This is a genomic window from Paenibacillus glycinis (assembly GCF_009909185.1).
Lineage (GTDB): Bacteria > Bacillota > Bacilli > Paenibacillales > Paenibacillaceae > Paenibacillus_Z > Paenibacillus_Z glycinis.
The window spans coordinates 123201-147546 of sequence record NZ_JAAAMV010000017.1; the positions used below are offsets into that span (position 1 = coordinate 123201).

Sequence of the window (24346 nt, forward strand, 5' to 3'; positions counted from 1 at the left end):
CTCTTCATGACGCTTGCATGAAGGGTTCCCGGCTTTCGTGCGTCCATCAGCCGTTGACGATTTCGCCGCCGTTGACGTGAAGCACCTGCCCGCTCATATAGGATGAGTCGCCGCAGGCCAGATACACGTACGCCGGAGCCAGCTCGTCCGGCTGTCCCGCCCGCTTCATCGGCGTGTCCGCGCCGAACTTGGCGACCTGCTGCGCGTCGAACGTCGACGGAATGAGCGGCGTCCAGATCGGACCGGGCGCCACCGCGTTGACCCGAATCCCCTGCTCCGCGAGATTCATCGCCAGCGAGCGGGTGAAAGCGACGATCGCGCCTTTCGTCGAGGAGTAATCCAGGAGCGTCGGGCTCCCGTGATAGGCCGTGATGGAAGCGGTATTAATGATGGCCGAGCCTTTCTTCAGATACGGCATGGCGGCTTGCGTGACGTAGAACATGCCGAAGATGTTCGTCTTGAACGTGCGTTCCAGCTGCTGCGGCGTGATTTGTTCGATTTTATCCTGCGGATGCTGCTCCGCGGCGTTGTTCACTACGATGTCGAGCCCGCCGAGCTTGTCGGCGATCTTCTCGACGGCGTCTTTGCAAAAGGCGGGATCGCCGATATCGCCGGCGATCGTGAGGCATTTGCGTCCGAGCCCTTCCACGAGTTCTTGAATATCCCCGGCATCGTCATGCTCGTCCAGGTACACGATCGCGACGTCCGCGCCTTCCTTGGCGTACATGAGGGCGACGGCGCGGCCGATGCCGCTGTCGCCGCCGGTAATCGCGGCTACCTTGCCGGCGAGCTTGCCGGCGGGCTTGTACGCTTCCGATTGGAATTGCGGGCGCGGATTCATCTCGCTTTCGAGACCGGGCTGCCGGTCTTGGTGCTGAGGGGGAAAGGATGTCGGACGTTTGGGCTGTTGCTGCGTCATGCGGGATCACTCCTTCAAAGTAAATGGCTTGCTTGAGCAAAGACGGCATTCCTTTATATTGCGGCGATCCCTTTTTATTTAAACGCATGGCTTCGCATTCTTAACGCAAAACAAAAAAATCCCGAGCGCCGGCTTATCGCCGGGCGTTCGGGAGGATGGTTCGATTTTGGATATATCGTAGTATAGGGTTCGTGTCCGAAAGCCAATGAAATGGCGTCCCAGGAGGGATTCGAACCCCCGACAACACGCTTAGAAGGCGTGTGCTCTATCCAACTGAGCTACTGGGACACGTAGGAAATAATATAGCATGGGCAATTTGAAATTGCAACCCATAATCTTCATTTTATTCGACGGGCCGCGTCGCGGTTCATGCGACTCTATTAAAATAGCGGCATTCATGTTTCAAAAAAATCGGCTTCGGCCAAAATGGAAATGAACGGCATGGAGTGTTATAATCGAACTCTACCCGAACATCAGGCCGGCGGGCAGTACGGCAAACAAGGCGGTGATTCTATTACGACGTCCAATTCTTCCCACGATGACAATAGAGAGAACGTTTACTTATTTCCTAACATGCTCGACCAGTACCAAAATCACCTCACCCGGCTTCTGGAGTCCGAGCAATACGGCGAAGCGAAGGATCTGCTGCGCTTTCTGCTCCATTGCCAAGGCGAGGAGAAGCGGCATTACGAAGAGTGGAGCAATCTGCTGACTTGGCTTGACGTCGCCTTCCCCGGATACGAGAGCACGGGAAAAGGCACGACCGCATACATAGAAGACGAAGACAACGAGGACGCGCTCCGCGAGCGGGCGCTCGCCCCGCCGGAGTACGACGAGGACTACGTGCAGCAGGTGCTGTATATCATGCAGCATCATCCCGTGGCGGACCAGCAGCTGCTAGCCCTGGAACGCGCGGCGTATTTGACGCATCCGGGCGTCGACGAGGTCATCCTGAACTGGCTGACGAGCGCGGAGCTTCATCCGGAGCTGCAGTTCAAGGCGCTGCAATGCCTGAAGAAGCGGGGCGTGACGGGGACGGTCGGTCTCGAGCGGATGGGCGAGTTCGTGGAGCTGGAGATCGAAGCGACCCCGCTTTCCATGGAAGAATTCCCGCCGGTCGTGACCAGGGTCGTCGAACGGGTAGAGTCCGTGACCGAAGTGATCGAGGTGTCCCTGCCTCATTTCGCGCGCGAGTTATGGAAAGAGTGCCTGCAATGCATTTACGGCACGACGGCGTACGAACGGCTGCAGAACGACGACGACGAGACGGTGGACAGCTATTCCGCCGCGCTTCACCAAGTTTTGGAATTATCGCTTTACGGACGGGTCAACGACGACGAAGTCCGGGATACATACGGCATTACGGACGCGCTCCGCTTCCGGTACGAACAGGCTTGCCGGACGCTTCGCCAAATCGTGCAATTGCGTTTGGAGGACGACGGGGGCAAGTCTTGATATTCGTCTGATTGTTGAGTATAATAGAATGGTTTATTACGGGTAAGATCTGACGCAGAAGCGTTATTTAATTTGGAGGGGAAAGCATAACATGACAGCAACATGGGAAAAAATAGACAAGAATCTTGTCTCGATCAACGTTGAAGTTGAGGCAGGACAAGTTAACGAAGCGATCGACAAAGCATTCAAGAAGGTCGTTCAGAAAGTAAACGTTCCCGGTTTCCGCAAAGGCAAAGTGCCGCGGAGCATTTTCGAAGCCCGTTTCGGCATCGAAAGCCTGTACCAAGACGCGATCGACATCCTGCTTCCCGATACCTACTCGGAAGCGCTGAAAGAAACCGGCGTGTTCCCGGTCGACCGTCCGGAGATCGACGTCGAGCAATTCGCGAAAGGCCAGACGTTCAAGTACACCGCCAAAGTAACGGTTAAGCCCGAAGTCGAGCTTGGCGAGTACAAAGGCCTTGAAGTGCCCGCGGCCGAAGCGGAAGTCACGGAAGAAGAAGTCGCGGCCGAGCTGAACCGCCTGCAACAGCGTCATGCCGAGCTGACGGTCCTTGAAGAAGGCGCGGCGGAGACTGGCGATATCACGGTCATCGATTTCGACGGTTACGTCGACGGCGAAGCGTTCGAAGGCGGCAAAAGCGAGCGCCATTCCCTGGAGCTCGGTTCCGGTTCGTTCATTCCCGGCTTCGAAGAGCAAGTCGTAGGCATGCAAACCGGCGATTACAAAGACATCGAAGTCACGTTCCCGGAGGCTTACCATGCCGAGAACCTGGCCGGCAAAGCTGCCGTGTTCAAAGTGAAGCTGCATGAAATCAAACGCAAGAACCTGCCTGCGCTCGACGACGAGTTCGCCAAAGACGTAAGCGAGTTCGATACGCTTGACGAATACAAAGCCGATCTGAAGACGAAATTGTCCGAGCGCAAAGCGAAAGAGAACGAATCCGCGCGCGAAGCGGCCGTCGTCGAGAAAGCGGCCGAAGTTGCCGTGGTCGATATTCCGGAAGCGATGATCGAATCCGAAACGACGTTCATGCTGCGCGATTTCGAGAACCGTCTCCGCACGCAAGGCATGAATCTTGAACTGTACTACCAGTTCTCCGGCCAAGACGAAGCGGCGCTTCGCGGCCAAATGCGCAGCGATGCCGAGAAACGCGTTCGCAACAATCTCGTTCTGGAGCAAATCGCCAAAATCGAAGGCATTACGGTAGGCGACGAAGACCTGAACGAAGAGCTTGAGAACCTTTCCGGCCAATACAACCGTCCTGCAGCCGAACTGCGCGAGATTTTCGAAGCGAACGGCAACCTGGACAACATCAAGGAAGATCTGGTCCTGCGCAAAACGATCAAGTTCCTGCTCGACAACAGCAAGACCGAAACGGCAGTCGCTTAAGACGCCGCCGACAATTCAAACTCCATTACCGATAAGGCACGTTTAACGCGTGCCTTATTTTATCCTCACCGACGGTTTTTCGCGGTGCGGAGCCAGTCACGTACATATGTATTTGCCCGTATCGTATACTGTAGTATTCAGAAAAATGACATTGCATTCGGAACATGTTAGAATAAGTTGTGATTTACAAGTCGATAACGAAAGAAGGTTGGTCGCATGAATCTGGTACCTATGGTCGTTGAGCAAACGAATCGGGGAGAGCGTTCTTACGATATTTACTCCCGTCTTTTGAAGGATCGGATAATTTTTCTGGGAAGTGCGATCGACGACGACGTAGCTAATGCCGTCATCGCGCAGCTGCTGTTCCTGGCCGCCGATGATCCGGAGAAGGATATTCATCTGTACATTAACTCACCGGGCGGTTCCGTAACTGCAGGCATGGGTATTTTCGATACGATGCAGTTTATTAAGCCGGACGTTTCGACCATTTGCGTCGGTTTGGCCGCAAGCATGGGGTCGCTGCTGCTGACGGCGGGCGCCAAAGGCAAGCGTTTCGCGCTGCCGAACAGCGAAGTCATGATCCATCAGCCGCTTGGCGGCGTGCGCGGGCAAGCTTCCGATATCGCGATCCACGCGGATTGGATCCTGAAGACGAAGAAGAAGCTGAATCAAATTCTGTCGGACCGGACGGGTCAGCCATACGAACGTATCGACCGCGACACGGACCGCGACAACTTCATGAGCGCCGAAGAAGCATTGAACTACGGCCTGATCGATAAAGTCGTCACGTCCTTATAAAGACAGTCGAACCAACAAGAAGGGGTGAAAACTCATGTTTAAATTCAACGACGAAAAAGGTCAATTGAAATGCTCGTTCTGCGGTAAATCGCAGGATCAAGTGCGCAAGCTTGTCGCCGGACCGGGCGTTTATATATGCGATGAATGTATCGAGCTGTGCACGGAAATCGTCGAGGAGGAGCTCGGGCACGAAGAAGAGCTCGATCTGAAGGACATTCCGAAACCGCGCGATATCCGCAATATTTTGGATCAATACGTCATTGGCCAGGAGCAAGCGAAGAAATCGCTCTCCGTAGCGGTATACAACCACTACAAGCGCGTGAATTCGCAGAACAAGCTGGAAGACGTCGAGCTCCAGAAGAGCAATATCTTGCTCGTCGGACCGACGGGTTCCGGTAAGACGCTGCTCGCGCAAACGATGGCGAAAATCCTCAACGTGCCGTTCGCGATCGCGGACGCGACTTCGCTTACCGAAGCCGGCTATGTCGGCGAGGACGTCGAGAACATCTTGCTGAAGCTTATCCAAGCGGCGGATTACGACGTGGAGAAAGCCGAACGCGGCATCATTTATATCGACGAGATCGATAAAGTGGCGCGCAAGTCGGAGAATCCGTCGATCACGCGCGACGTTTCCGGCGAAGGCGTGCAGCAAGCCTTGCTCAAAATCTTGGAGGGCACGGTTGCGTCCGTACCGCCGCAAGGCGGCCGCAAGCATCCGCATCAAGAGTTCATCCAAATCGACACGACGAACATCCTGTTCATTTGCGGCGGTGCGTTCGACGGTCTGGAGCAGCTGATCAAACGCCGGATCGGCAAGAAAGTCATCGGCTTCAATACGGCGGGCGATGGCCAGAAGGACCTGAAAGCAGGCGAATACCTGTCGATGGTGCTGCCGGAGGATTTGCTCAAGTTCGGTCTCATTCCAGAGTTCGTCGGCCGTCTGCCGGTCATCTCGACGCTGGAGCCGCTTGACGAAAGCGCGCTGGTCCGTATCCTCTCCGAGCCGAAAAACGCGCTCGTGAAGCAGTATCAGAAGCTGCTGGAGATGGACAACGTGAAGCTCGAGTTCGAAATGGGCGCGCTCGAAGCGATTGCCAAGGAAGCGATCAAACGGAATACGGGCGCGCGCGGCCTGCGCGCGATCATCGAGGGCTTGATGCTCGACGTGATGTACGAAGTGCCTTCGCGCGACGACGTCAGCAGCTGCCTCATTACGGAGAAGGTCGTTCAGGACCGGATCATGCCGGAGCTTGTTTCCAAGAAGGGCAAGAAGAAGGAAGAAAGCGCCTGATCCACTAAATAACACCTCAAATGCTTCCACCTCTGCTTGCTGCGGTCTGACGATTGCGGTTTGCAGGGGTGGACTTTGACGTTCATGGGAGAGGTTTTATCATGTATTTGCGCAAGGATACGGTTCCGGTCAAGGTCGGTCCGCTGACGATCGGCGGCAGCGACGAAGTCATTATCCAAAGCATGTGCACGACGAAGACGGCCGACGTCGAAGCGACCGTCGCCGAGATTTTGCGGCTGGAAGAAGCAGGCTGCCAGATCGTCCGCGTCACGGTGAACAATAAAGAAGCGGCGGAAGCCATCAAGGAAATCAAGAAACGGATTCATATCCCGCTTGTCGCGGACATTCATTTCGACTACCGTCTGGCGTTGGCCGCGATCGAGAACGGCGTGGACAAAGTCCGGATCAATCCCGGCAACATCGGCCGGCGCGAGAAGGTCGAGGCCGTCGTCAAAGCCTGCAAGGAACGCAACATTCCGATCCGGATCGGCGTTAACGCCGGTTCGCTCGAGAACCACCTGCTCGAGAAGTACGGCTATCCGACGCCGGAAGCGATGGTGGAGAGCGCCTTGTACCATATCGGTATCCTGGAAGAGCTGGATTTCCACGATATCATCGTGTCGCTGAAGGCATCCGACGTTCCGATGGCGATCGCGGCGTACCGCATGGCGGCGGAAGTCATCCGCTATCCGCTTCACCTCGGCATTACGGAAGCGGGAACGCTGCATACCGGCACGATCAAGAGCTCTGCCGGCATCGGCGCGCTGCTCTCCATGGGCATCGGCAACACGGTCCGGATCAGCCTGAGCGCCGATCCGGTCGAAGAGGTGAAGGTGGCGCGCGAGCTGCTCAAAACGTTCGGCCTCATCACCAACGCGGCAACGCTCGTGTCCTGCCCGACCTGCGGCCGTTTGGATATCGACTTGTTCTCGATCGCCAACGAAGTCGAGGACTATATCAGCAAGATCAAAGTACCGATCAAGGTATCGGTGCTGGGCTGCGCGGTCAACGGACCGGGAGAAGCGCGCGAGGCGGATATCGGCATCGCCGGCGCCCGCGGCGAAGGCATGCTGTTCCGGTACGGGGAAATGATCCGCAAGGTGCCGGAAGCGGAGCTGCTCTCGGAGCTGAAGAAAGAAATCGACGAAATCGTGCGCGTGTTCGAGGAGACGGGCGAAATTCCCGGCCGCAAGCATCAGCCTGGCGCGCACGTAACCGCATAAGAACAAACTTTAGTCGAATAGCGCGATTATTCCATCCGGCCGGGGGCAATACTGAACAGTATACGCCCTGTAAAGGCCGGATTTTTTTGTACGGGAAGAATGGCCCGAGCTGTCCTTTCTGTGACGAGAGGAGTGTCGCAAAATGAGTTTAAGTGTGATTCTGATGTTCATTCAAGTGTTCTTCGCGATCGTGATCGGGTTGTATTTTTGGAATTTGCTGCGCAACCAGAAGACGAACCGGACTGCCGTCGACCGCGAGTCCCGCAAAGAAATGGATAAGCTGCGCAAGCTGCGCTCCGTCTCGCTGACGAAGCCGCTGTCCGAGAAAACGCGCCCGCAGACGATCAACGACATCGTCGGCCAACGCGACGGCCTCCGCGCGCTGAAAGCGGCGCTGTGCAGCGCCAATCCGCAGCATGTCATCATATACGGCCCGCCGGGCGTAGGAAAGACGGCCGCTGCCCGCGTCGTGCTGGAAGAAGCGAAGAAGAACCCGACTTCCCCGTTTTTGGCCGATGCCAAGTTCACCGAGATCGATGCGACGACCGCCCGTTTCGACGAGCGCGGCATCGCGGATCCGCTCATCGGTTCCGTTCACGACCCGATTTATCAGGGCGCGGGCGCCATGGGCGTCGCGGGCATACCGCAGCCGAAGCCCGGTGCCGTCACCAAAGCGCACGGGGGCATGCTGTTTATTGACGAGATCGGCGAATTGCATCCCATCCAGATGAATAAATTGTTAAAAGTGCTGGAAGACCGCAAGGTGTACCTGGAGAGCGCGTACTACAATTCGGAAGACAACAACATTCCGATGTATATACACGATATTTTTCAAAACGGGCTTCCTGCGGATTTCAGGCTTGTAGGCGCGACGACGCGGTCGCCGCAAGAACTGCCTCCGGCGCTGCGTTCGCGCTGCATGGAGATTTATTTCCGTCCGCTGCTGCCGGACGAGATTTCGCAGATCGCCGTCAACGCGCTCAAGAAAATCGGTCTGCCGCCGTCGCAGGAAGCGATCGACGTCGTCACGCGCTACGCCACGAACGGCCGCGAAGCGGTCAATGTCATTCAACTTGCCGCCGGCCTGGCTCTATCGGAGAAACGCGAATTCATCACCGCCTCCGACGTGGAGTGGGTGGTCAACAGCAGCCAAATTCCGCCCCGTCCGGACCGCAAGGTGCCGGCAGCGCCCCAGGTCGGTTTCGTAAACGGCCTGGCCGTGTATGGACCTAATATGGGCACGCTGCTCGAAATCGAAGTGAGCGCGATCGGCGCGCGTCCGGGGAAAGGCGTCTACACCATCACCGGGGTCGTCGACGAGGAGGAGCTCGGCGGCGGGAGCAGCCGCACGCTCCGGCGCAAAAGCATGGCGAAGGGCTCCATCGAGAACGTGCTTACCGTGTTGCGCCGGATGGGCATGAAGCCGGAAAACTACGATTTGCACATCAACTTCCCGGGCGGCACGCCGATCGACGGTCCTTCCGCGGGCATCGCGATGGCGACGGCGATCGCTTCCGCGATCAAGGGAGAGCCGATCAACCACAAGCTCGCCATGACGGGCGAAGTGGGCATTCACGGAAACGTGAAGCCCGTCGGCGGCGTGCTGGCCAAGGTGGAAGCGGCATTCCAGGCGGGAGCCGATACCGTCATCATTCCGCGCGAGAACTGGCAGGCGATATTCGCCGATCTGCAAGGCGTGCGCGTCATTCCGGTCGATCACGTCGAGGAAGTGTTCCGCCATGTCTTCGGGGCGGAATACATGGACGCTCCGGCGGCGACTCCGGTCCAACCGGCCGACGTTTTTATCGCGACGGGCTTGCCCTATTTGCAGGCTGATTCCGTTGAGTGATAAAATGGAGAAAGGCTTTAAGACTTAAGGCCGAGGTTTTCGGTCACGATAGGGTGAACGTGAACTTCAACGACGGAGGTGCTGGAATGGGACCTGCTAAATGGAAAGGTCGTCGATTGCCCCTGCTGCCCTTACGGGGGCTTCTTGTATATCCAAGCATGGTGCTGCATTTGGACGTTGGCAGAGATAAGTCCGTGCGGGCGCTGGATCGCGCGATGCTGGACGATCATATGATCTTGCTTTGCTCGCAGTCGGAAGTGAACATCGAGGAGCCGTCGCAGGAAGATATTTACCGCGTCGGCACGGTGGCGAGAGTCAGGCAGATGCTGAAATTGCCGAACGGCACGATCCGGGTGCTGGTAGAGGGCGTCGTTCGCGCCGAGATCGTCGATTATTTGCCGAACGACGACTTCTACGAAGTATCCATCAAGGAACTTCCGGAGTCCGAGACGACGGACCCCGAAATCGACGCGTTGATGCGCACGGTGCTCAATCAATTCGAGCATTATATCAATTTGTCGAAGAAAGTGACGCCGGAGACGCTCGCGGCGGTATCCGATATCGACGAGCCCGGCAGGCTCGCCGACGTGATCTCGAGCCATCTCTCGCTCAAGATCAAGGATAAGCAGGATATCCTGGAGACGATCGACGTGCGGGAGCGTCTGGAGCGGCTGCTCGATATCCTGAACAACGAGCGCGAAGTGCTTGAGCTGGAACGCAAGATCAGCCAGCGCGTCAAGAAGCAGATGGAGAAGACCCAGAAGGAATACTATCTGCGCGAGCAAATGAAAGCCATTCAAAAGGAGCTCGGGGAGAAAGAAGGACGAGCAGGCGAGGTGGAGGAGCTCCGCACCCAGATGGCCGAATCCGGCATTCCGGAGAAGGTCAGGGAGAAGGTCGAGAAGGAAATCGACAGGCTGGAGAAGATGCCTTCCACGTCGGCCGAAGGCGGCGTCATCCGCAATTATATCGATTGGTTACTATCCCTGCCTTGGAGCAAGCAAACCGAGGACGATCTGGACGTCAACAAAGCCGAGAGCGTTTTGAACGAAGATCATTACGGGCTGGAGAAGCCGAAGGAGCGGGTATTGGAATACCTGGCCGTCCAACAGCTCGTGAAGAAGCTGAAAGGGCCGATTCTCTGTCTCGTCGGTCCTCCGGGCGTCGGCAAAACGTCCATGGCCCGTTCGATCGCCAAATCGCTCGGCCGCCAATTCGTCCGCATCTCGCTCGGCGGCGTGCGCGACGAAGCGGAGATCCGCGGTCATCGCCGGACGTACGTCGGCGCCATGCCGGGCCGGATCATTCAAGGCATGAAGACGGCCGGCTCGCTCAATCCCGTATTCCTGCTCGACGAGATCGACAAGATGGCGATGGACTTCCGCGGCGATCCGGCATCCGCGCTGCTGGAGGTATTGGATCCGGAGCAGAACAACACGTTCAGCGATCACTTTATCGAAGTGCCGTTTGATCTCTCTAAAGTCATGTTCGTTACGACCGCGAACGCGATCCATAACATTCCACGGCCGCTGCTCGACCGGATGGAAGTGTTGTATATCCCGGGCTACACGGAGCTCGAGAAGCTCCAGATCGCCTCGCGTTACCTGCTGCCGAAGCAGAAGAAAGAACACGGTCTCACCGATGAGCAGATGGTGATGGGCGAAAGCAGCCTGCTGCAGGTCGTCCGCGAATATACCCGCGAGTCCGGCGTCCGCAACCTTGAGCAGCAAATCGCGGCGATCTGCCGCAAAGCCGCGAGAGCGATCGTGAGCGATGGCGATTCGCAAGCGATCGAGGTCGATTCGGCGAAAGTAAAGGAATGGCTCGGACCGGCGAAATTCCGCTACGGTACGGCCGAAATCGAGAACCAAGTCGGCGCCGTGACCGGGCTGGCCTGGACGGAAGTGGGCGGCGATACGCTGGTCATCGAAGTCACGGTGCTGCCGGGCAGCGGCAAGCTGACCCTGACCGGCAAGCTGGGCGACGTCATGAAGGAATCGGCGCAAGCCGCGTTCAGTTATACGCGCTCCCGGGCGAACGAGCTCGGCATCGATCCGCAATTCCATGAGAAGAACGACATTCATATCCATATTCCCGAAGGCGCCATTCCGAAGGACGGTCCTTCGGCCGGCATCACGATGGCGACCGCGCTGATCTCGGCGCTCACCAATCGTTACGTCAACAAGGAAGTGGCGATGACCGGCGAAATCACGCTTCGGGGACGGGTGCTGCCGATCGGCGGCCTGAAAGAAAAATCGCTCGCCGCGCACCGCGCCGGCATCAAGAAAGTCCTTCTGCCGAAGGAGAACGAGCGCGATCTCCGGGATATTCCGGACAGCGTGAAAGCCGACATGGAGTTCGTGCCAGTCGGCACGATGGATGAGGTGCTGCAGCACGCGCTCGCCGTCACGGAGGCGCATGCGCCGGTACAAACGCATTAGAAAGCAGGTAGCAACGACGTGAAAATTACGAACGTGGAATTTGTCATCAGCGCCGTAAGGCCGGATCAGTACTCTGACGATGCCTTGCCAGAGTTTGCTCTGGCAGGGCGTTCCAATGTCGGGAAATCCTCGCTGATCAACCGCATGATCATGCGCAAGGGTTTGGCGCGCACCAGCTCGCAGCCGGGCAAGACGCAGCAGCTGAACTATTATCGCGTGAACGAACGTGTGTATCTGGTCGATTTTCCAGGGTACGGCTATGCGAAGGTGTCCAAAGTGCAGCGCCAGCAGTTCGGCACGATGATCGAGACCTTCCTCGGCGATCGGGAGCCGCTCAAGATGGTGCTGCATATCATCGATATCCGGCATGAGCCTTCCAAGGACGACATACTGATGTATGACTGGCTGAAGCATTACGAGATTCCGGTATGCGTCGTCACGACGAAAGCCGATAAGATTCCGAAGAGCCAGTGGCCCAAGCAGGTCAAAATGATCAAGCAGGCGCTCGGTTTCCACCCCGCCGACCGGCATGTGCTGTTCTCTTCGGAGACCGGACTCGGCCGCGACGAGCTATGGGCGGTCATCAACGAGGCCATCGAAGAAAGTAACGAAGAAGCGGCAGAAACCGAAGAAGTTTCGATCGAATAACGAGGATAACGCACAAAAGCGCGGACTCATTGTAAAATCTCCTTAATTATTCAGAAATATGCGAGAATATCGCGGCTGGGCGGCAGGAATAAAAGTCCTTGATCGGGTATAATATACGTAGCAGTGGATTTACAAACGCGTTACTTTATAGAATTGAGGAGATTTTTATGGCTCAGCGGATAGCCACGGAGTATGTCAATGCTTCTCTGCAATTAACGGCTGAAGAGATGGCGGGATTTGTCCGGTTTTTCGAAGACCAGCACGTCAAGCTGCAAGTGCGGGTGCTGGATAACGGCAATCACGAGATGGTTCTCGAGGACGACGCAGGACGAGAAGAGGTCCGCTTAACTTTCGAGCGTCAGCAAGATCAGTTTGTTAGTTTGCTTTCCTGCCGCATCATGCATCCCAAGCTGACGAATGCCATGCGCAAAGCCGTAGCGGCTTTCCGGGGCGACGCAGTCGTCAATCGCATTTATCCGAACTATACGATGACGTACCACTACGTGCAAGGCAACGTTCGCAAAATTGTTGAACACAAAAACAATGAAGCGAGAGTGATCTTCGAGTTCAAGGACACGATCGGTCAGCTGGAAGCGGCTTTCCGGGTCATGGACATCGAGAATGAAATCAAAATCGCACAAGGTGCGATCGATCAGCTGCTTGATTTGCGCAATCAGTGCAGCGACCGGGAACAAATCGCGATTATCGATCGGCGCTTAGCTACTTATACCAAGCAGCTGTTCATGCTGGAGGCATGATCGGGCTCGCTTGAACCATTGTGGAAAAGCCGCATGCTTGCGGCTTTTTTTTATTGTTTCCGCCCGATGGGACGAACACAGAATAGCCTGGGGCTACATACGTTTATAATTGGAGTTTCCGTCATGTTCTCCGAGCGATTCCGCCTAAAAAAAACTATTGCATTTCTCGGCGATAGATGGTATTTTTATTTTCGTTGCAATGAATATTAGGAACCAGGATTCACTCAGGACATGGTAATGTTGCGAGAGGAAAGTCCCTCGGGCAGTGAATGACGTAGGTCCTAGCGGATGAAATTACTAAACATTTTATTCCTAGGAAGGGGGAACCGAAAGATGGAATACTCGACTTTCGGAAGACACGTTGCTGTTGATACTTGGGGTGTGGATTTTGACCTGCTCAACAACGCGGAATTTTTACAAGCCCAAATGGTAGAGGCGGCTGAAGCATGCGGCGCTACCGTACTCTCAGTGCAAGCCAAACAATTTGAACCACAAGGCGCGACCGTGCTCGTATTGCTGTCGGAAAGTCATCTTTCCATTCACACGTATCCTGAGAGAGGTTTTGCTGCTCTTGATTGTTATACCTGTGGCGAAACCGTGGATCCGCAGCTGGCGATCGACTACATGATGTCGGTATTGAAACCGAAAATGACACATGCTAAGAAGCTTGTTCGCGGCATGGGAGAACTGCAAGTCGTTGAACCGGATATGAAGCAAGCCGAGCTTGTGTAACATTTTTTAATAAGAGAATTGGAAGGCCGCGAAGCGATTCGCGGTCTTTTTGTATGCCTGAAAATCGCCTGAAAACGCGTGACGGGATTTCAAACAATTTTCATAATTGCAGGGGTATGGCTTGTCGAACTGTGCTATACTAAGTGATGAAAATGATCAAGAAGAAGGGCAGGTGAACGCACATGCACATTATAGTTGTCGGACTGAATTATCGGACAGCTCCTGTCGAGGTCAGAGAACGGTTTACGTTCGCGGACCGCGATATGCCTGAGGCTTTGAAGCAGTTGAAGCAAACGAAAAGCATCATGGAATGTGTCATCGTCGCGACCTGTAACCGCACGGAACTATATGCAGTCGTCGATCGTCCGCATTTGTGCGGTCATTACATTCGCAGCTTCATGGAGAAATGGTTCGGAACGCCGAGGGAGCAGTTTACCTCGGATCTATATATGTACGAGGACGAGCGCGCGATCGAGCATCTGTTCCGCGTCACTTGCGGATTGGATTCCATGGTGATCGGCGAGACGCAAATTCTTGGACAGGTGAAGGATGCGTTCTTGTTGGCGCAAGAAGAGAAGACGACCGGTACCCTCTTCAATTCCATCTTCAAGCAAGCGGTGACGCTCGCGAAGAAAGCCCACTCCGATACGGCGGTCGGCGAAGCGGCGGTATCGGTCAGCTATGCGGCCGTCGAGCTCGGCAAGCGGATTTTCGGCCAATTCGGCGGCAAGACGGTCATGATCGTCGGCGCGGGCAAGATGAGCGAGCTGACGGCGAAGCATCTATATTCCAGCGGGGTCGAGCGCGTGTATGTCGTGAATCGCACTTATGACAGGGCGGTACAGCTCGCGGATAAATTCAACGGCACGCCGCTCAACATGTCGGACGCGATCGCGCGTCTGCACGAGACGGATATCGTGATCAGCTCGACGGGATCGGAGGGCTTCGTACTCGTGCGCGAACAAGTCGAAGCGGCCATGCGCAAACGGAAGTCCCGTCCGCTCTTCATGATCGATATCGCGGTGCCGCGAGATCTCGATCCGGCGATCGCTTCGGTGCAAAACGTATTTTTGTACGATATCGACGATCTCGAGGGGATCGTCGAAAGCAACATGGAACAGCGCCGCCAGGAAGCGGCGAAGATCGAAACCTTCATCGTCGCGGAGCTGGAAGCTTTCCGCCAATGGTACAAGACGCTCGGCGTGGCGCCGCTCATTCAAGCCCTGCAAACGAAAGGGGCCGACATCCATGCGGAAACGATGGGGAGCCTGTCCAAAAAGCTGCCGGATTTAAGCGACCGCGAGCTCAAGATCATTCATAAGCTCACGAAAAGCATCGTCAATCAGATGATGCACGATCCGATCTTGCGGATCAAGGAAATGGCCGGAGAGAAGCACGCCGACCAAGCGATGGACATGTTCGTCAAGCTGTTCGCGCTGGAGGACGAAGTCGAGCGGGCGGAGAAGAAGGCGGAAACCGCGAAACCGCTCCAGCGGCCGGAAGCGGCTTCGCCGGCAGAAGTCATGCCTAAGCTTGGCAAAGGCGCGGCACGGGCGATATTGACCTAATTCGGCCAACGGTTTGCGGAGGCGCTTATGGTTACTCATAATTGGTTTTATGATGGAATACTGTATGTCTATGCCCTGAGCCTCCTGTTTTACTTCTCGGATTTCGTCGATCGAAACCGGCAAGCGAAACAAGCGGGGACAGGGCTGCTTATTTTCGTCTGGGTGCTGCAGACGGGCTTTCTCGTTCATCGGATCATCTCCCATTTGGACATGACGCTCATGACGTTGTTCGAATATTTGCTCGTCTTTTCATGGCTGCTTGTCACGGTGTCGCTCGCGATGAGCCGTTTCTTTCGAATGGAATTTATTGTGTTTTTCGTGAATGTAATCGGATTCGCGGTACTAACGGTCAATTTGTTCCGGATCGGGTCGGGCACGTCGCTCGCGCGCTGGGAGCTTGCCCACGACATGCTGATCGTGCACATCATCCTTATGATTTTGGCCTACACGGCTTTCACGTTCAGCGCGATTTTCTCGGGGATGTACCTGTTCTTGTTCGCGCGCTTGAAAGGCAAGCAGTGGACCAAACGCATGCAGCGGCTGCCGAGCTTGGACGTCGCGGACCGCTTTATGTTTCGCGTCTCGCTCGTAGGGACGCCGCTCTTGATGCTGTCGCTGGCTGTCGCGGTCACGTCGATCCTGATCGAAGGACGGTACGGCTTGCTGCTGGATTGGAAAGTGCTGACTTCGTTCATCGCGCTCGGCCTGTATATCTGGAATGTCATGAAGCATCAGTGGTTTGACGGCGCGGGCTTGAAGTTCGCGCGGTTTAATCTCGTCAGTTACGCCGTGCTGCTCTTGAACGTACTCGCCAATCAGGCTTCCACCTTTCACGGCTGGTCGTAACGCAGCGCGCAAGCATTCGCGGGGGAGGAACGGCGATGTCGGCGTATTATCCGATGATGGTGAATCTGTCCGGCAAACGATGCGTCGTCGTCGGAGGCGGTCCGGTCGCGGAACGCAAAACGCTCGGACTGCTGGACGGCGGCGCCGGCGCGTTGATCGTCGTGGCTCCACGGGCGACGGCCCAGCTCGAGAAACTGGCCGCCGCCGGGTCTATCGCGTTACGGCGCAGGGAATACAGAGATAGTGACGCGGAGGGTGCTTTTCTCCTGATCGCGGCTTCGGACGACCGCGCGTTGAATGCTCGGCTGGCGGAATACGCGGAAAGCCGCGGGATATTGGTCAACACGGCCGATCTTGGCGACCGGGGAAGCTTTATTACGCCTTCCGTCGTGCGGCGTGGAGAGCTCGTCATCGCTTTGACGACGGGGGGAGCGAGTCCCGCATTGACGGCTTTGTTGAAGCGGAAGCTTGACGGGGAGTACGGGCCGGCTTACGAACGATTCGTCGACCGGCTCCATGCGCTGCGCAAGCGGGTGCTGGCGAAGGTGGGAGACCCGGGTCTCCGCGCCTCCGTATTGCGGCTTGCGGCCGAAGAATTGCCGAATCGGGAGACATGGGATGATTTTGGAAATGCCGGGAAACAGGTTCCGGACGAGCTCGAAATACAACATTGGATGATCAGGCTGCTGGAAGCGGCCGAGAGGGGACGTTGAAGCATGTCATATATCGTGGATGGACGTAGAGTGATCGTCGTCGGAACGAGACAGAGCGCGCTGGCGGTGACGCAGACCGGACAAGTCATCGACCAATTGAAGGCGCTGAGCGCCGAGCATGGCTTGCCGTATGAATTCGAAGTCCGCAAAATCGTGACGAAGGGCGACCGAATCCTTGATGTGACATTGTCCAAAGTAGGCGGCAAAGGGCTATTCGTCAAAGAAATCGAGCAGGCGCTGTTCGACGGCGAAATCGATCTTGCGGTTCACAGCATGAAGGATATGCCGTACGAGCTGCCGGATGGCCTGATCAACGGCGCGGTGCCGAAGCGCGTGGATCCGCGCGACTGCTTGATCTCTGCGAGCGGCGTTTCTTTCGAGGACTTGCCGCAGGGAGCGAAGGTCGGCACGAGCAGTCTTCGCCGTTCCAGTCAGCTTATGCATGCGCGGCCCGATCTGCGGATCGAGTCGGTTCGGGGCAACATCGATTCCCGCATCAAGAAGCTGGATAGCGAAGGTTTTGATGCCATCGTCTTGGCGACTGCCGGATTGCAGCGGATGGGCTGGGAATCGAAAATATCGTCTTTCTTGTCCGAGGAGCTTTGCGTGCCGGCCGTCGGCCAAGGCGCGCTCGGCATCGAATGCCGCGAGAACGATAGCGATGTCCGTCATTTATTGTCGCTTCTGAACGACGAGACGACGGCGCTCGCGGTCGCCGCGGAACGCAGCTTTCTTGGCGCCTTGAACGGCGGCTGCCAAATTCCGATCGGCGCCCATGCCCGCATCCTGGAGGGCGAAGGAGCGGGGCAGCTCGAGCTTACGGGAATCGTCGGATCGCCGGACGGCGCCGTGCTGCTGAAGGAATCGGCTCGGGGACAGGACGCGGAAGCGCTTGGACTCGAAGTCGCGGAATTGCTGAAGCGCAAAGGAGCGGACCGCATCTTGGCGGACGTGAGAGGATGATCGATTTGCTGACGGGGAAAAGCAAAGGGAAAGTCTATCTGGTCGGCGCGGGCCCGGGCGATCCGAAGCTGATTACGATTCGCGGCATGGAATGCATCCGCGCCTGCGACGTCATTGTCTACGACAGGTTGGCCAGCCCGAGGCTGCTTCGCTATTTGAAGCCGGACGCGGAGAAGATTTACGTGGGCAAGCTGCCCGACCGCCATACGATGAAGCAGGAGGACATCAACCAATTGCTCGTCGATTTGGCGATTCAAGGAAAAATCGTGACCCGTCTCAAAGGCGGCGATCCCACGATCTTCGGACGCGTGGGCGAGGAAGCGGAGCTGCTTCGGCAGCACGAGATCGAATTCGATATCGTGCCGGGGATCACGTCCGCGATCGCCGTGCCGGCGTATGCGGGCATTCCCGTTACCCATCGGGACTTGGCATCATCTCTATCGATCATTACCGGCCATGAGAGCCCGGACAAGCTCGATCATTCCATCCATTGGGATAAAGTAACGCTGGCTACCGGCACGCTCGTATTTCTGATGGGCGTCGCCAAAATCGGCTATATCGCCGAACAGCTCATCAAGAACGGCAAGCCGGCCACTACGCCCGTCGCGCTTGTTCGCTGGGGGACCCGCGTCGAACAGCGAACCGTGACGGGAACGCTCGAAACGATCGAAGCGATCGTGAATGCGGCGAATTTCAAACCGCCGGCGGTCATCGTCGTCGGCGATGTCGTGCTCCAGCGCGAGAAGCTGAACTGGTACGAACGGAAGCCGCTATTCGGCACGCGCGTGCTCGTGACCAGAGCCAGATCGCAAAGCAGCGATCTGTGCGACCGGATCGAAGAGCTCGGCGGGGAAGCTTGCGAATTCCCGGTCATCGCAACGAGACCGATCTCCGAGCCGACCGCGATCGCTCAGGCGGATGCCGCGCTTGCGGATGCGGACGGGTACGATTGGATCATGTTCACGAGCGTGAACGGCGTGGATTATTTCTTCGACCGGCTCAAGAAGCTGCGCGTCGACATCCGCCAATTCCACCGCGCCCGCATCGCCGCGGTCGGCCCAAGGACGGCGGAGGCGCTGGAGCAGCGCGGCGTCATCGTGGACGCGCTTCCGGTGAAGTTTCAGGCGGACGATCTGTTGGTCGGCTTGACCGACCGCCTGGAGCCCGGCATGCGCGTGCTGCTGCCAAGGGGGGATCTGGCACGGGACGTGCTGCCGCGCGAGCTGAAGGCCCGAGGCTTGTTGCCCGTCGAGATCGACGTTTATGAAACGGTCATCGCCCAGGATCAGGACGAAGCGGTGCTGGAGCAGCTGCGGGAGGGCAGCGTGCATGTCATCACGTTCGCCAGCTCTTCCACGGTTACGAATCTGCTGGAGGTGCTTCGGCGCATGGGCGTCGAGCAGCCGCTCGAGCTGCTGCGGAACGTCGACATCGCCTGCATCGGGCCGGTAACGGCCCAAACGGCGGCCGAAGCCGGCCTGACCGTCACGATACAACCCGAACATGCGACGATCGACGGACTCATCGCGGCCATCGCGGAGTCCCGGATCGCGCATGCTACCGAATAAATAGGAGGCGTTTGAATCATGGCATTTCCACTTACGAGGCACCGCAGGCTGCGCAGAACCGCGGCTATGCGCAGCATGGTCCGCGAAACGCGCTTGAGCGTGGACGATTTTATTTATCCGTTGTTCGTCACGCACGGCACGAACGTGAAAGAAGAAATTTCGTCGATGCCGGGCGTCTACCACCTGTCGCTTGACTTGTTGCGCGCTGAAATCGAGGCGGTCGTCGCGTCCGGCGTGAAAGCCGTGCTGCTGTTCGGCGTGCCCGATTCCAAGGATGCGGTCGGCACGTCGGCGTTCGAAGAGAACGGCATCGTGCAGCAGGCAACGCGCGCGGTCAAGGAATGGGCGCCCGATCTGCTCGTTATCGCGGATACATGCCTGTGCGCTTATACCGACCACGGACACTGCGGCATGATTCATCACGATCGCCGTACCGGCCATGCCGAGATCGATAACGATGCCTCGCTCGAAGTGCTGGTGAAAACGGCCGTGTCGCAAGCGCAGGCCGGCGCCGATATTATCGCCCCGTCCAACATGATGGACGGCTTCGTCGGCGCGATCCGCGAAGGACTCGACGCGGCGGGCTTCGAGATGGTGCCGATCATGTCCTATTCGGTCAAATACGCCTCGGCCTTCTACGGCCCGTTCCGCGAAGCCGCGGATTCCACGCCGCAGTTCGGCGACCGCAAGACGTACCAGATGGATCCGGCGAACGCGCGCGAGGCGCTTCGCGAAGCGGAATCCGACGTGGTCGAAGGCGCGGACATGCTGATGGTGAAGCCGGCTCTCGCCTACATGGATATCATTCGCATGTTGAAAGAGCAATACGATCTTCCGTTAGTCGCTTATAACGTCAGCGCGGAATATTCCATGGTGAAAGCCGCGGCGGCGAACGGCTGGATCGACGAACGCGCGATCGTGCTGGAGACGCTGACGGGCATGAAACGCGCCGGCGCGGATTTGATCATCACGTATCACGCGTTGGATGCAGCACGCTGGCTGAAAGGCGAATAATCCGTTCGTCAGCGGGGATACCGCTCGGGCAGGCCATAATTTCAAGACAGGCAGGTGTCAACCATGATTGAAAAAAATCGCACCCGGTCGGACGAAAGCTCCAAGGCGGCTTTCGCGAAAGCGAAAACGGTCATTCCGGGCGGCGTCAATTCTCCGGTTCGCGCGTTTAAATCCGTCGGACTCACCCCTGTGTACATGGAGCGCGGCGAAGGCTGCCGCGTGTACGATATCGACGGCAACAGCTATATCGACTACGTCGCTTCCTGGGGACCGCTGATTATGGGCCACGCGCACCGGCAAGTCATCGAAGCGGTGAAAAAAACCGCCGAGAAAGGGACGAGCTTCGGCGCGCCGACGGAATTGGAGACGCTGATGGCGGAGCTGGTCTGCGAGCGCGTGCCTTCCGTCGAGCTGGTCCGCATGGTGAATTCCGGGACGGAAGCGACGATGAGCGCGCTGCGTCTTGCGCGGGGCTATACGAAGCGGAGCAAGATTTTGAAATTCGAAGGCTCCTATCACGGCCATGCCGACAGCCTGCTGATCAAAGCCGGCTCCGGCGTCGCCACGCTGGGGTTGCCTGACAGCCCGGGCGTTCCGGATAGCGTCGCATCGCATACGATCACCGTTCCGTACAACGATCTGGATGCCGTCAAATTCGCTTTCGAGCGCTTCGGCGAGGAAATCGCCTGCATCATCGTGGAGCCGGTGGCCGGAAATATGGGCGTCGTGCCGCCGCTGCCCGGTTTTCTTCAAGGGTTGCGCGACGTCACGACGAAGTACGGCAGCCTGCTGATCTTCGACGAGGTCATGACGGGATTCCGCGTCCATTATCACTGCGCGCAGGGGCTGTACGGCATCACGCCGGACCTCACCTGCCTCGGGAAAGTCATCGGCGGCGGCTTGCCGGTCGGCGCTTACGGCGGCAAGCGGGAGATCATGGAAATGATGGCGCCGAGCGGTCCGATCTATCAAGCGGGCACGCTGTCCGGCAATCCGCTCGCCATGGCGGCGGGCTATACGACGCTAAGCCTTTTGACGCCCGAGACGTACGAGCAGATGGAACGCATGTCCGTACGCCTGCAGCGCGGATTCGAAGCGAACGCGGCGAAGCACGGCATCGCGAGCACGATCAACCGCGTCGGCTCCATGGTCTGCCCGTTCTTCACGGAGACGCATGTCATCAATTACGAGACGGCCAAAACCGCCGATCTGGAGCGGTTCAAAGCGTATTTCGGCTCCATGCTCGATCTGGGCATCAGCATCGCGCCGTCGCAGTTCGAAGGCATGTTCGTATCGGGCATTCACGACGAGGCGGCGGTCGATCTCACGATCGAAGCGCATGACGAAGCGCTTCGCCGACTGTAATACGGCAGGATTATCGCGATAGAGGAGTGGAAATGATCATGGATCATCTTGCGCTGCCCTACGAGCGCAACGAAGAATGGCTGACGCTGTCTTCGGCGCGGCTGCTCGATTTCGCTCGAACCGCAGGCAAATTTCCTTCTCCGATCGAGGCCGGGAGCCATCCGCATCAGCTGCGGATATGGCTGCTGGCCCTTGGTTTATTTCCGGAGAAATGGGTGAACCGGCTGTTCTCGGTCGGCGGCATCCGGATGGAAGGCGATCTCGTCCTGCTGCGGACGTTCCTGCCCGGCGATCCGGGCAAGGACGCGGCATACCGCATGGGGCTGGAGGCGCTGCCGGACGCGCGGGCGGCCGGCGGGGAGTCCTCTGCCGAAACGCTGTTCGGCGATGATTGGTGTCTCGTGATGAACAAACCCGCCGGAATGCCGGTGCATCCTTCGGCGCCGGGACAGCGGGGCACGTTGGACGAGGCCGCGGTCCGCGACAGCCTGCGGCGCGGCGAGAAGCAGCCCGCCAAGCATATTCACCGGCTGGACGACGATACCGCCGGTCCGGTCCTGTACGCCCGCAACGAGCTGGCGCAGCTGCGGCTGGACGAGGCGATGCGGGAGAAAGCCGTCGGCCGGCAGTATGCCGCGATCGTCCATGGCGTGCCGAAGCGGAAGAGCGGTACCGTGAACGCGCCGATCGGCAAGGACCGCCATCATCGCGCCAGAAGAAGGGTAGCCGCAGAGGGAGATGCCGCGGTCACGCATTACGAAGTTCTCGAATGCTATAAGGAGGCATCGCTGATCCGCTTATGGCTGGAGACGGGAAGAACCCATCAAATCCGCGTCCATATGAACCATCTCGGCCATCCGCTCGTCGGCGACGCCTTATACGGCGGCAGCGACCGCGTTTTGCGCCACCAGGCGCTGCGCGGCGAACGGATTGCTTTCGCGCATCCATGGAGCGGCAAGGCGATGACGCTTGAAGCCCCGGAACCGCCATGGTTCGCCGAGGCGCGCCGCCGTCATGCTTCCCTGTGAAAATCGTAGTCATGCCTGCCCACCCCTTGCCATATAGATAAATAGGCAAGATGAAACGATTGACGCCTCTTGGTCGGCGCTGCTCGTTTCATTCCATAGGAATATAAGCAAAGCGGGCGAATGCTCGTGCTTTCTTGTATTCGAAGAAGCTGCAACCAAGCTTTTGAGAGGGGAAAGGAGGACGACTAGCGTGCCAAGCCAGTCAAACGGTTTGCGATTCGATATCTATGAACGGGTGCATTTGCCCGATGAAGTGGCGGCTATCGACGAGCTGGACGAGATCGAGCTGATACCCCGCATCGGCATCGTTCAGCAAGACGAGCAGGTGCTGCTGAAGGGCCATCTGCTTCTTACGGGCGTCTACCGGTCGGAGGAACAGCCGCTGTCGGAGCAATCGCTGGAGCATTGGATACCGGTCGAAATTACGCTGCCGCTGAACCGCATTCATCGCCTGGACGACATTTCCGTGGAGATCGACAATTTCGACGTGGACGTCTTGTCTACGCGGACGCTCAATATCACGGGCGTGCTGTCGTTGTTCGGCATCGAGATCGAGCAGGCCAACCCGCAGGGCGAATGGACGAGGGAAGAGCCGTATACGGTCGTGCACAGCAGGGAGGACGAAGATCCGCGGCAGGCGGCCCCGCCGTTTTTCGCGCCGCAGGAACCTCCTTCGTCCTTCGCGCCGCAAGAGGCGCCTCCGTTCTTCGCGCAGCAGCCGCAGTTCTGGCAGCCTGACCTGCAGCGCGAGGCGGCGGAGCAGGAAGAGCAGCGCTACGCGGCTTTTCAGACGGAAGCCGAGGAAGCGCGCGAAGCGTTATCCCGCGCGGCCAGAGCGAGGGAGCAGGAGCTGCTCGTCTCCGCCCAGCAGGAAGCGGCGCGTCAGGAAGCCGAACGCCAGGAAGCTGCCCGGCAGGAAGCGGCGTTCGCGGAATCGGCTCGCCAGGAAGCGGAGCGCCAAGAGGCTGCCCGGCAGGAAGCCGCGTTCGCGCAGGCGGTCCGTCAAGAAGCGGAACCGACGGCTGCATTCGAGGAAATCGAGCGCCAGACGTCATCTCAGCCGGAGGAGCCCGTCCAGCAAGAGGCGCAGGCAGCCCAGGTTTGGGAACAATCGCCCGTTGCCGAACAAGCGCAGCCGGACCCGGCTTCCTTCGGGCAGCCGGTGTTCGAACCGCAAATCCGCCAGCAGCCGGGTCAACCCGCGGCGATCGCGCCGGATTTGTTCGGCGAGGTGTCCGTTCCGGAATCGGACGCGGAACCTAAACCGCTGCGCGTCGCGCTCGCCGGCAAGCCCGCGGAAGAAGAGGCGGCGCAGCAAGGCGCGGGCAACGTCACGTTCAGGTCTCTGCTGCAGTCCAGCCGGCGCGAGCAGGAAGCCAAGGCGGCGGCCGAGCAGCATGCGGAACGCGAAGCGGAACAGAACCGCAAAACCACCGGCGACGACATCGAATGGAAAAATCTGTTCTACGGCCGTCCGAGCGACGAAAATGCGTTCCGCAAGGTGCGGCTCTGCATCGTGCAGCGCGAGGAGACGCTCGACGTCATCGCCGGCCGGTACCAGCTGCAGGCGCGCGAGATCGCGTTGTACAACCGGCTGAGCGATCAGATCGTAAGCGAAGGCCAAGTATTGTACATTCCGTGATACGGCGGCGCCAAGCCTGCCGGAGGTCCTCCAAGGAGGGCTCCCGGCAGGCTTTTTCGATGCGGCGCGCGGTTGAACGCTTATTGGGATTGACGATTGCAAATAAGAACGTGTATGATAGAAAAAATAGGG

General features: G+C 57.9%; 20 protein-coding genes and 1 tRNA gene. 19 read left to right on the top strand and 2 right to left on the bottom strand.

Annotated elements, in window-relative coordinates; genetic code table 11:
• Positions 1–46: 46 nt before the first annotated feature.
• Together GT019_RS18575 and GT019_RS18580 are read right to left on the bottom strand one after the other, a co-directional pair.
• On the bottom strand, positions 47–919 hold the full coding sequence (locus GT019_RS18575; RefSeq protein WP_161744679.1) for an SDR family oxidoreductase: 873 nt from the start codon (positions 917–919) through the stop codon (positions 47–49).
• Positions 920–1130: 211 nt separating this feature from the next.
• A tRNA-Arg gene (locus tag GT019_RS18580) sits at positions 1131–1207 on the bottom strand.
• Between the two features lie 285 nt (positions 1208–1492).
• Here GT019_RS18580 and GT019_RS18585 point away from each other — a divergent pair.
• The 19 genes from GT019_RS18585 (at position 1493) to GT019_RS18675 (ending at position 24214) form a co-directional block, all read left to right on the top strand.
• Positions 1493–2374, top strand: coding sequence for a hypothetical protein (locus tag GT019_RS18585; protein WP_161744680.1), 882 nt, complete (start codon positions 1493–1495; stop codon positions 2372–2374).
• A 91-nt stretch (positions 2375–2465) separates the two neighbouring features.
• Entirely contained in the window at positions 2466–3767 is a 1302-nt protein-coding gene (gene tig, locus GT019_RS18590) for a trigger factor (protein ID WP_161744681.1), read from the top strand.
• A gap of 216 nt (positions 3768–3983) precedes the next feature.
• A complete protein-coding gene (clpP, locus tag GT019_RS18595; RefSeq protein WP_161744682.1) occupies positions 3984–4565 on the top strand; it encodes an ATP-dependent Clp endopeptidase proteolytic subunit ClpP in 582 nt (193 codons plus the stop codon).
• Between the two features lie 34 nt (positions 4566–4599).
• Positions 4600–5856, top strand: a complete 1257-nt coding sequence (gene clpX, locus GT019_RS18600) for an ATP-dependent protease ATP-binding subunit ClpX (protein WP_161744683.1) — start codon at positions 4600–4602, stop codon at positions 5854–5856.
• Positions 5857–5957: 101 nt separating this feature from the next.
• Positions 5958–7079 (top strand): flavodoxin-dependent (E)-4-hydroxy-3-methylbut-2-enyl-diphosphate synthase, encoded by a 1122-nt coding sequence (gene ispG, locus GT019_RS18605; protein WP_161744684.1) that lies wholly within the window; start codon positions 5958–5960, stop codon positions 7077–7079.
• A 142-nt stretch (positions 7080–7221) separates the two neighbouring features.
• The gene (gene lonB, locus GT019_RS18610; protein WP_161744685.1) at positions 7222–8928 is read left to right on the top strand and encodes an ATP-dependent protease LonB; all 1707 of its coding nucleotides are present in this window, start codon (positions 7222–7224) and stop codon (positions 8926–8928) included.
• Positions 8929–9014: 86 nt separating this feature from the next.
• The gene (gene lon / locus GT019_RS18615) at positions 9015–11369 is read left to right on the top strand and encodes an endopeptidase La (protein WP_161744686.1); all 2355 of its coding nucleotides are present in this window, start codon (positions 9015–9017) and stop codon (positions 11367–11369) included.
• Positions 11370–11387: 18 nt separating this feature from the next.
• A complete protein-coding gene (gene yihA, locus GT019_RS18620; protein WP_161744687.1) occupies positions 11388–12017 on the top strand; it encodes a ribosome biogenesis GTP-binding protein YihA/YsxC in 630 nt (209 codons plus the stop codon).
• A 98-nt stretch (positions 12018–12115) separates the two neighbouring features.
• Positions 12116–12775, top strand: coding sequence for a non-ribosomal peptide synthetase module (locus GT019_RS18625; protein WP_328803989.1), 660 nt, complete (start codon positions 12116–12118; stop codon positions 12773–12775).
• A gap of 333 nt (positions 12776–13108) precedes the next feature.
• Positions 13109–13507 carry an adenosylmethionine decarboxylase gene (speD, locus tag GT019_RS18630; protein ID WP_161744688.1) on the top strand — a complete coding sequence of 133 codons (399 nt, stop codon included), beginning with the start codon at positions 13109–13111 and terminating at the stop codon, positions 13505–13507.
• Positions 13508–13689: 182 nt separating this feature from the next.
• Positions 13690–15075, top strand: coding sequence for a glutamyl-tRNA reductase (gene hemA, locus GT019_RS18635; RefSeq protein ID WP_161744689.1), 1386 nt, complete (start codon positions 13690–13692; stop codon positions 15073–15075).
• 27 nt (positions 15076–15102) lie between these two features.
• Positions 15103–15921: a cytochrome c biogenesis protein CcsA gene (gene ccsA, locus GT019_RS18640; protein WP_161744690.1), complete on the top strand. Its 819-nt coding sequence runs from the start codon at positions 15103–15105 to the stop codon at positions 15919–15921.
• A gap of 35 nt (positions 15922–15956) precedes the next feature.
• Positions 15957–16634, top strand: coding sequence for a precorrin-2 dehydrogenase/sirohydrochlorin ferrochelatase family protein (locus GT019_RS18645; protein WP_161744691.1), 678 nt, complete (start codon positions 15957–15959; stop codon positions 16632–16634).
• Positions 16635–16637: 3 nt separating this feature from the next.
• Positions 16638–17597 (top strand): hydroxymethylbilane synthase, encoded by a 960-nt coding sequence (gene hemC, locus GT019_RS18650; protein WP_161744692.1) that lies wholly within the window; start codon positions 16638–16640, stop codon positions 17595–17597.
• Positions 17594–19165 carry a uroporphyrinogen-III C-methyltransferase gene (gene cobA / locus GT019_RS18655; RefSeq protein WP_161744693.1) on the top strand — a complete coding sequence of 524 codons (1572 nt, stop codon included), beginning with the start codon at positions 17594–17596 and terminating at the stop codon, positions 19163–19165. Before hemC ends, cobA begins: the two co-directional genes overlap by 4 nt.
• Positions 19166–19183: 18 nt before the next feature.
• The gene (hemB, locus tag GT019_RS18660; RefSeq protein WP_161744694.1) at positions 19184–20179 is read left to right on the top strand and encodes a porphobilinogen synthase; all 996 of its coding nucleotides are present in this window, start codon (positions 19184–19186) and stop codon (positions 20177–20179) included.
• 63 nt (positions 20180–20242) lie between these two features.
• Positions 20243–21544 carry a glutamate-1-semialdehyde 2,1-aminomutase gene (hemL, locus tag GT019_RS31600; RefSeq protein WP_201755453.1) on the top strand — a complete coding sequence of 434 codons (1302 nt, stop codon included), beginning with the start codon at positions 20243–20245 and terminating at the stop codon, positions 21542–21544.
• A gap of 38 nt (positions 21545–21582) precedes the next feature.
• Entirely contained in the window at positions 21583–22572 is a 990-nt protein-coding gene (locus GT019_RS18670) for an RluA family pseudouridine synthase (protein WP_235948618.1), read from the top strand.
• 190 nt (positions 22573–22762) lie between these two features.
• Positions 22763–24214 (top strand): LysM peptidoglycan-binding domain-containing protein, encoded by a 1452-nt coding sequence (locus GT019_RS18675; protein WP_161744697.1) that lies wholly within the window; start codon positions 22763–22765, stop codon positions 24212–24214.
• The last annotated feature ends 132 nt before the right edge of the window (positions 24215–24346 follow it).

Bases quoted from the DNA above. Each gene is read 5' to 3' on its own strand.
- speD (WP_161744688.1), top strand. From the start codon at position 13,109: ATGGAATACTCGACTTTCGGAAGACACGTTGCTGTTGATACTTGGGGT.
- hemA (WP_161744689.1), top strand. From the start codon at position 13,690: ATGCACATTATAGTTGTCGGACTGAATTATCGGACAGCTCCTGTCGAG.
- tig (WP_161744681.1), top strand. From the start codon at position 2,466: ATGACAGCAACATGGGAAAAAATAGACAAGAATCTTGTCTCGATCAAC.
- GT019_RS18585 (WP_161744680.1), top strand. From the start codon at position 1,493: ATGCTCGACCAGTACCAAAATCACCTCACCCGGCTTCTGGAGTCCGAG.
- ispG (WP_161744684.1), top strand. From the start codon at position 5,958: ATGTATTTGCGCAAGGATACGGTTCCGGTCAAGGTCGGTCCGCTGACG.
- lonB (WP_161744685.1), top strand. From the start codon at position 7,222: ATGAGTTTAAGTGTGATTCTGATGTTCATTCAAGTGTTCTTCGCGATC.
- cobA (WP_161744693.1), top strand. From the start codon at position 17,594: ATGATCGATTTGCTGACGGGGAAAAGCAAAGGGAAAGTCTATCTGGTC.
- hemL (WP_201755453.1), top strand. From the start codon at position 20,243: ATGATTGAAAAAAATCGCACCCGGTCGGACGAAAGCTCCAAGGCGGCT.
- hemB (WP_161744694.1), top strand. From the start codon at position 19,184: ATGGCATTTCCACTTACGAGGCACCGCAGGCTGCGCAGAACCGCGGCT.
- lon (WP_161744686.1), top strand. From the start codon at position 9,015: ATGGGACCTGCTAAATGGAAAGGTCGTCGATTGCCCCTGCTGCCCTTA.
- GT019_RS18670 (WP_235948618.1), top strand. From the start codon at position 21,583: ATGGATCATCTTGCGCTGCCCTACGAGCGCAACGAAGAATGGCTGACG.
- GT019_RS18575 (WP_161744679.1), bottom strand. From the start codon at position 919: ATGACGCAGCAACAGCCCAAACGTCCGACATCCTTTCCCCCTCAGCAC.
- ccsA (WP_161744690.1), top strand. From the start codon at position 15,103: ATGGTTACTCATAATTGGTTTTATGATGGAATACTGTATGTCTATGCC.
- hemC (WP_161744692.1), top strand. From the start codon at position 16,638: ATGTCATATATCGTGGATGGACGTAGAGTGATCGTCGTCGGAACGAGA.
- clpX (WP_161744683.1), top strand. From the start codon at position 4,600: ATGTTTAAATTCAACGACGAAAAAGGTCAATTGAAATGCTCGTTCTGC.
- GT019_RS18645 (WP_161744691.1), top strand. From the start codon at position 15,957: ATGTCGGCGTATTATCCGATGATGGTGAATCTGTCCGGCAAACGATGC.
- clpP (WP_161744682.1), top strand. From the start codon at position 3,984: ATGAATCTGGTACCTATGGTCGTTGAGCAAACGAATCGGGGAGAGCGT.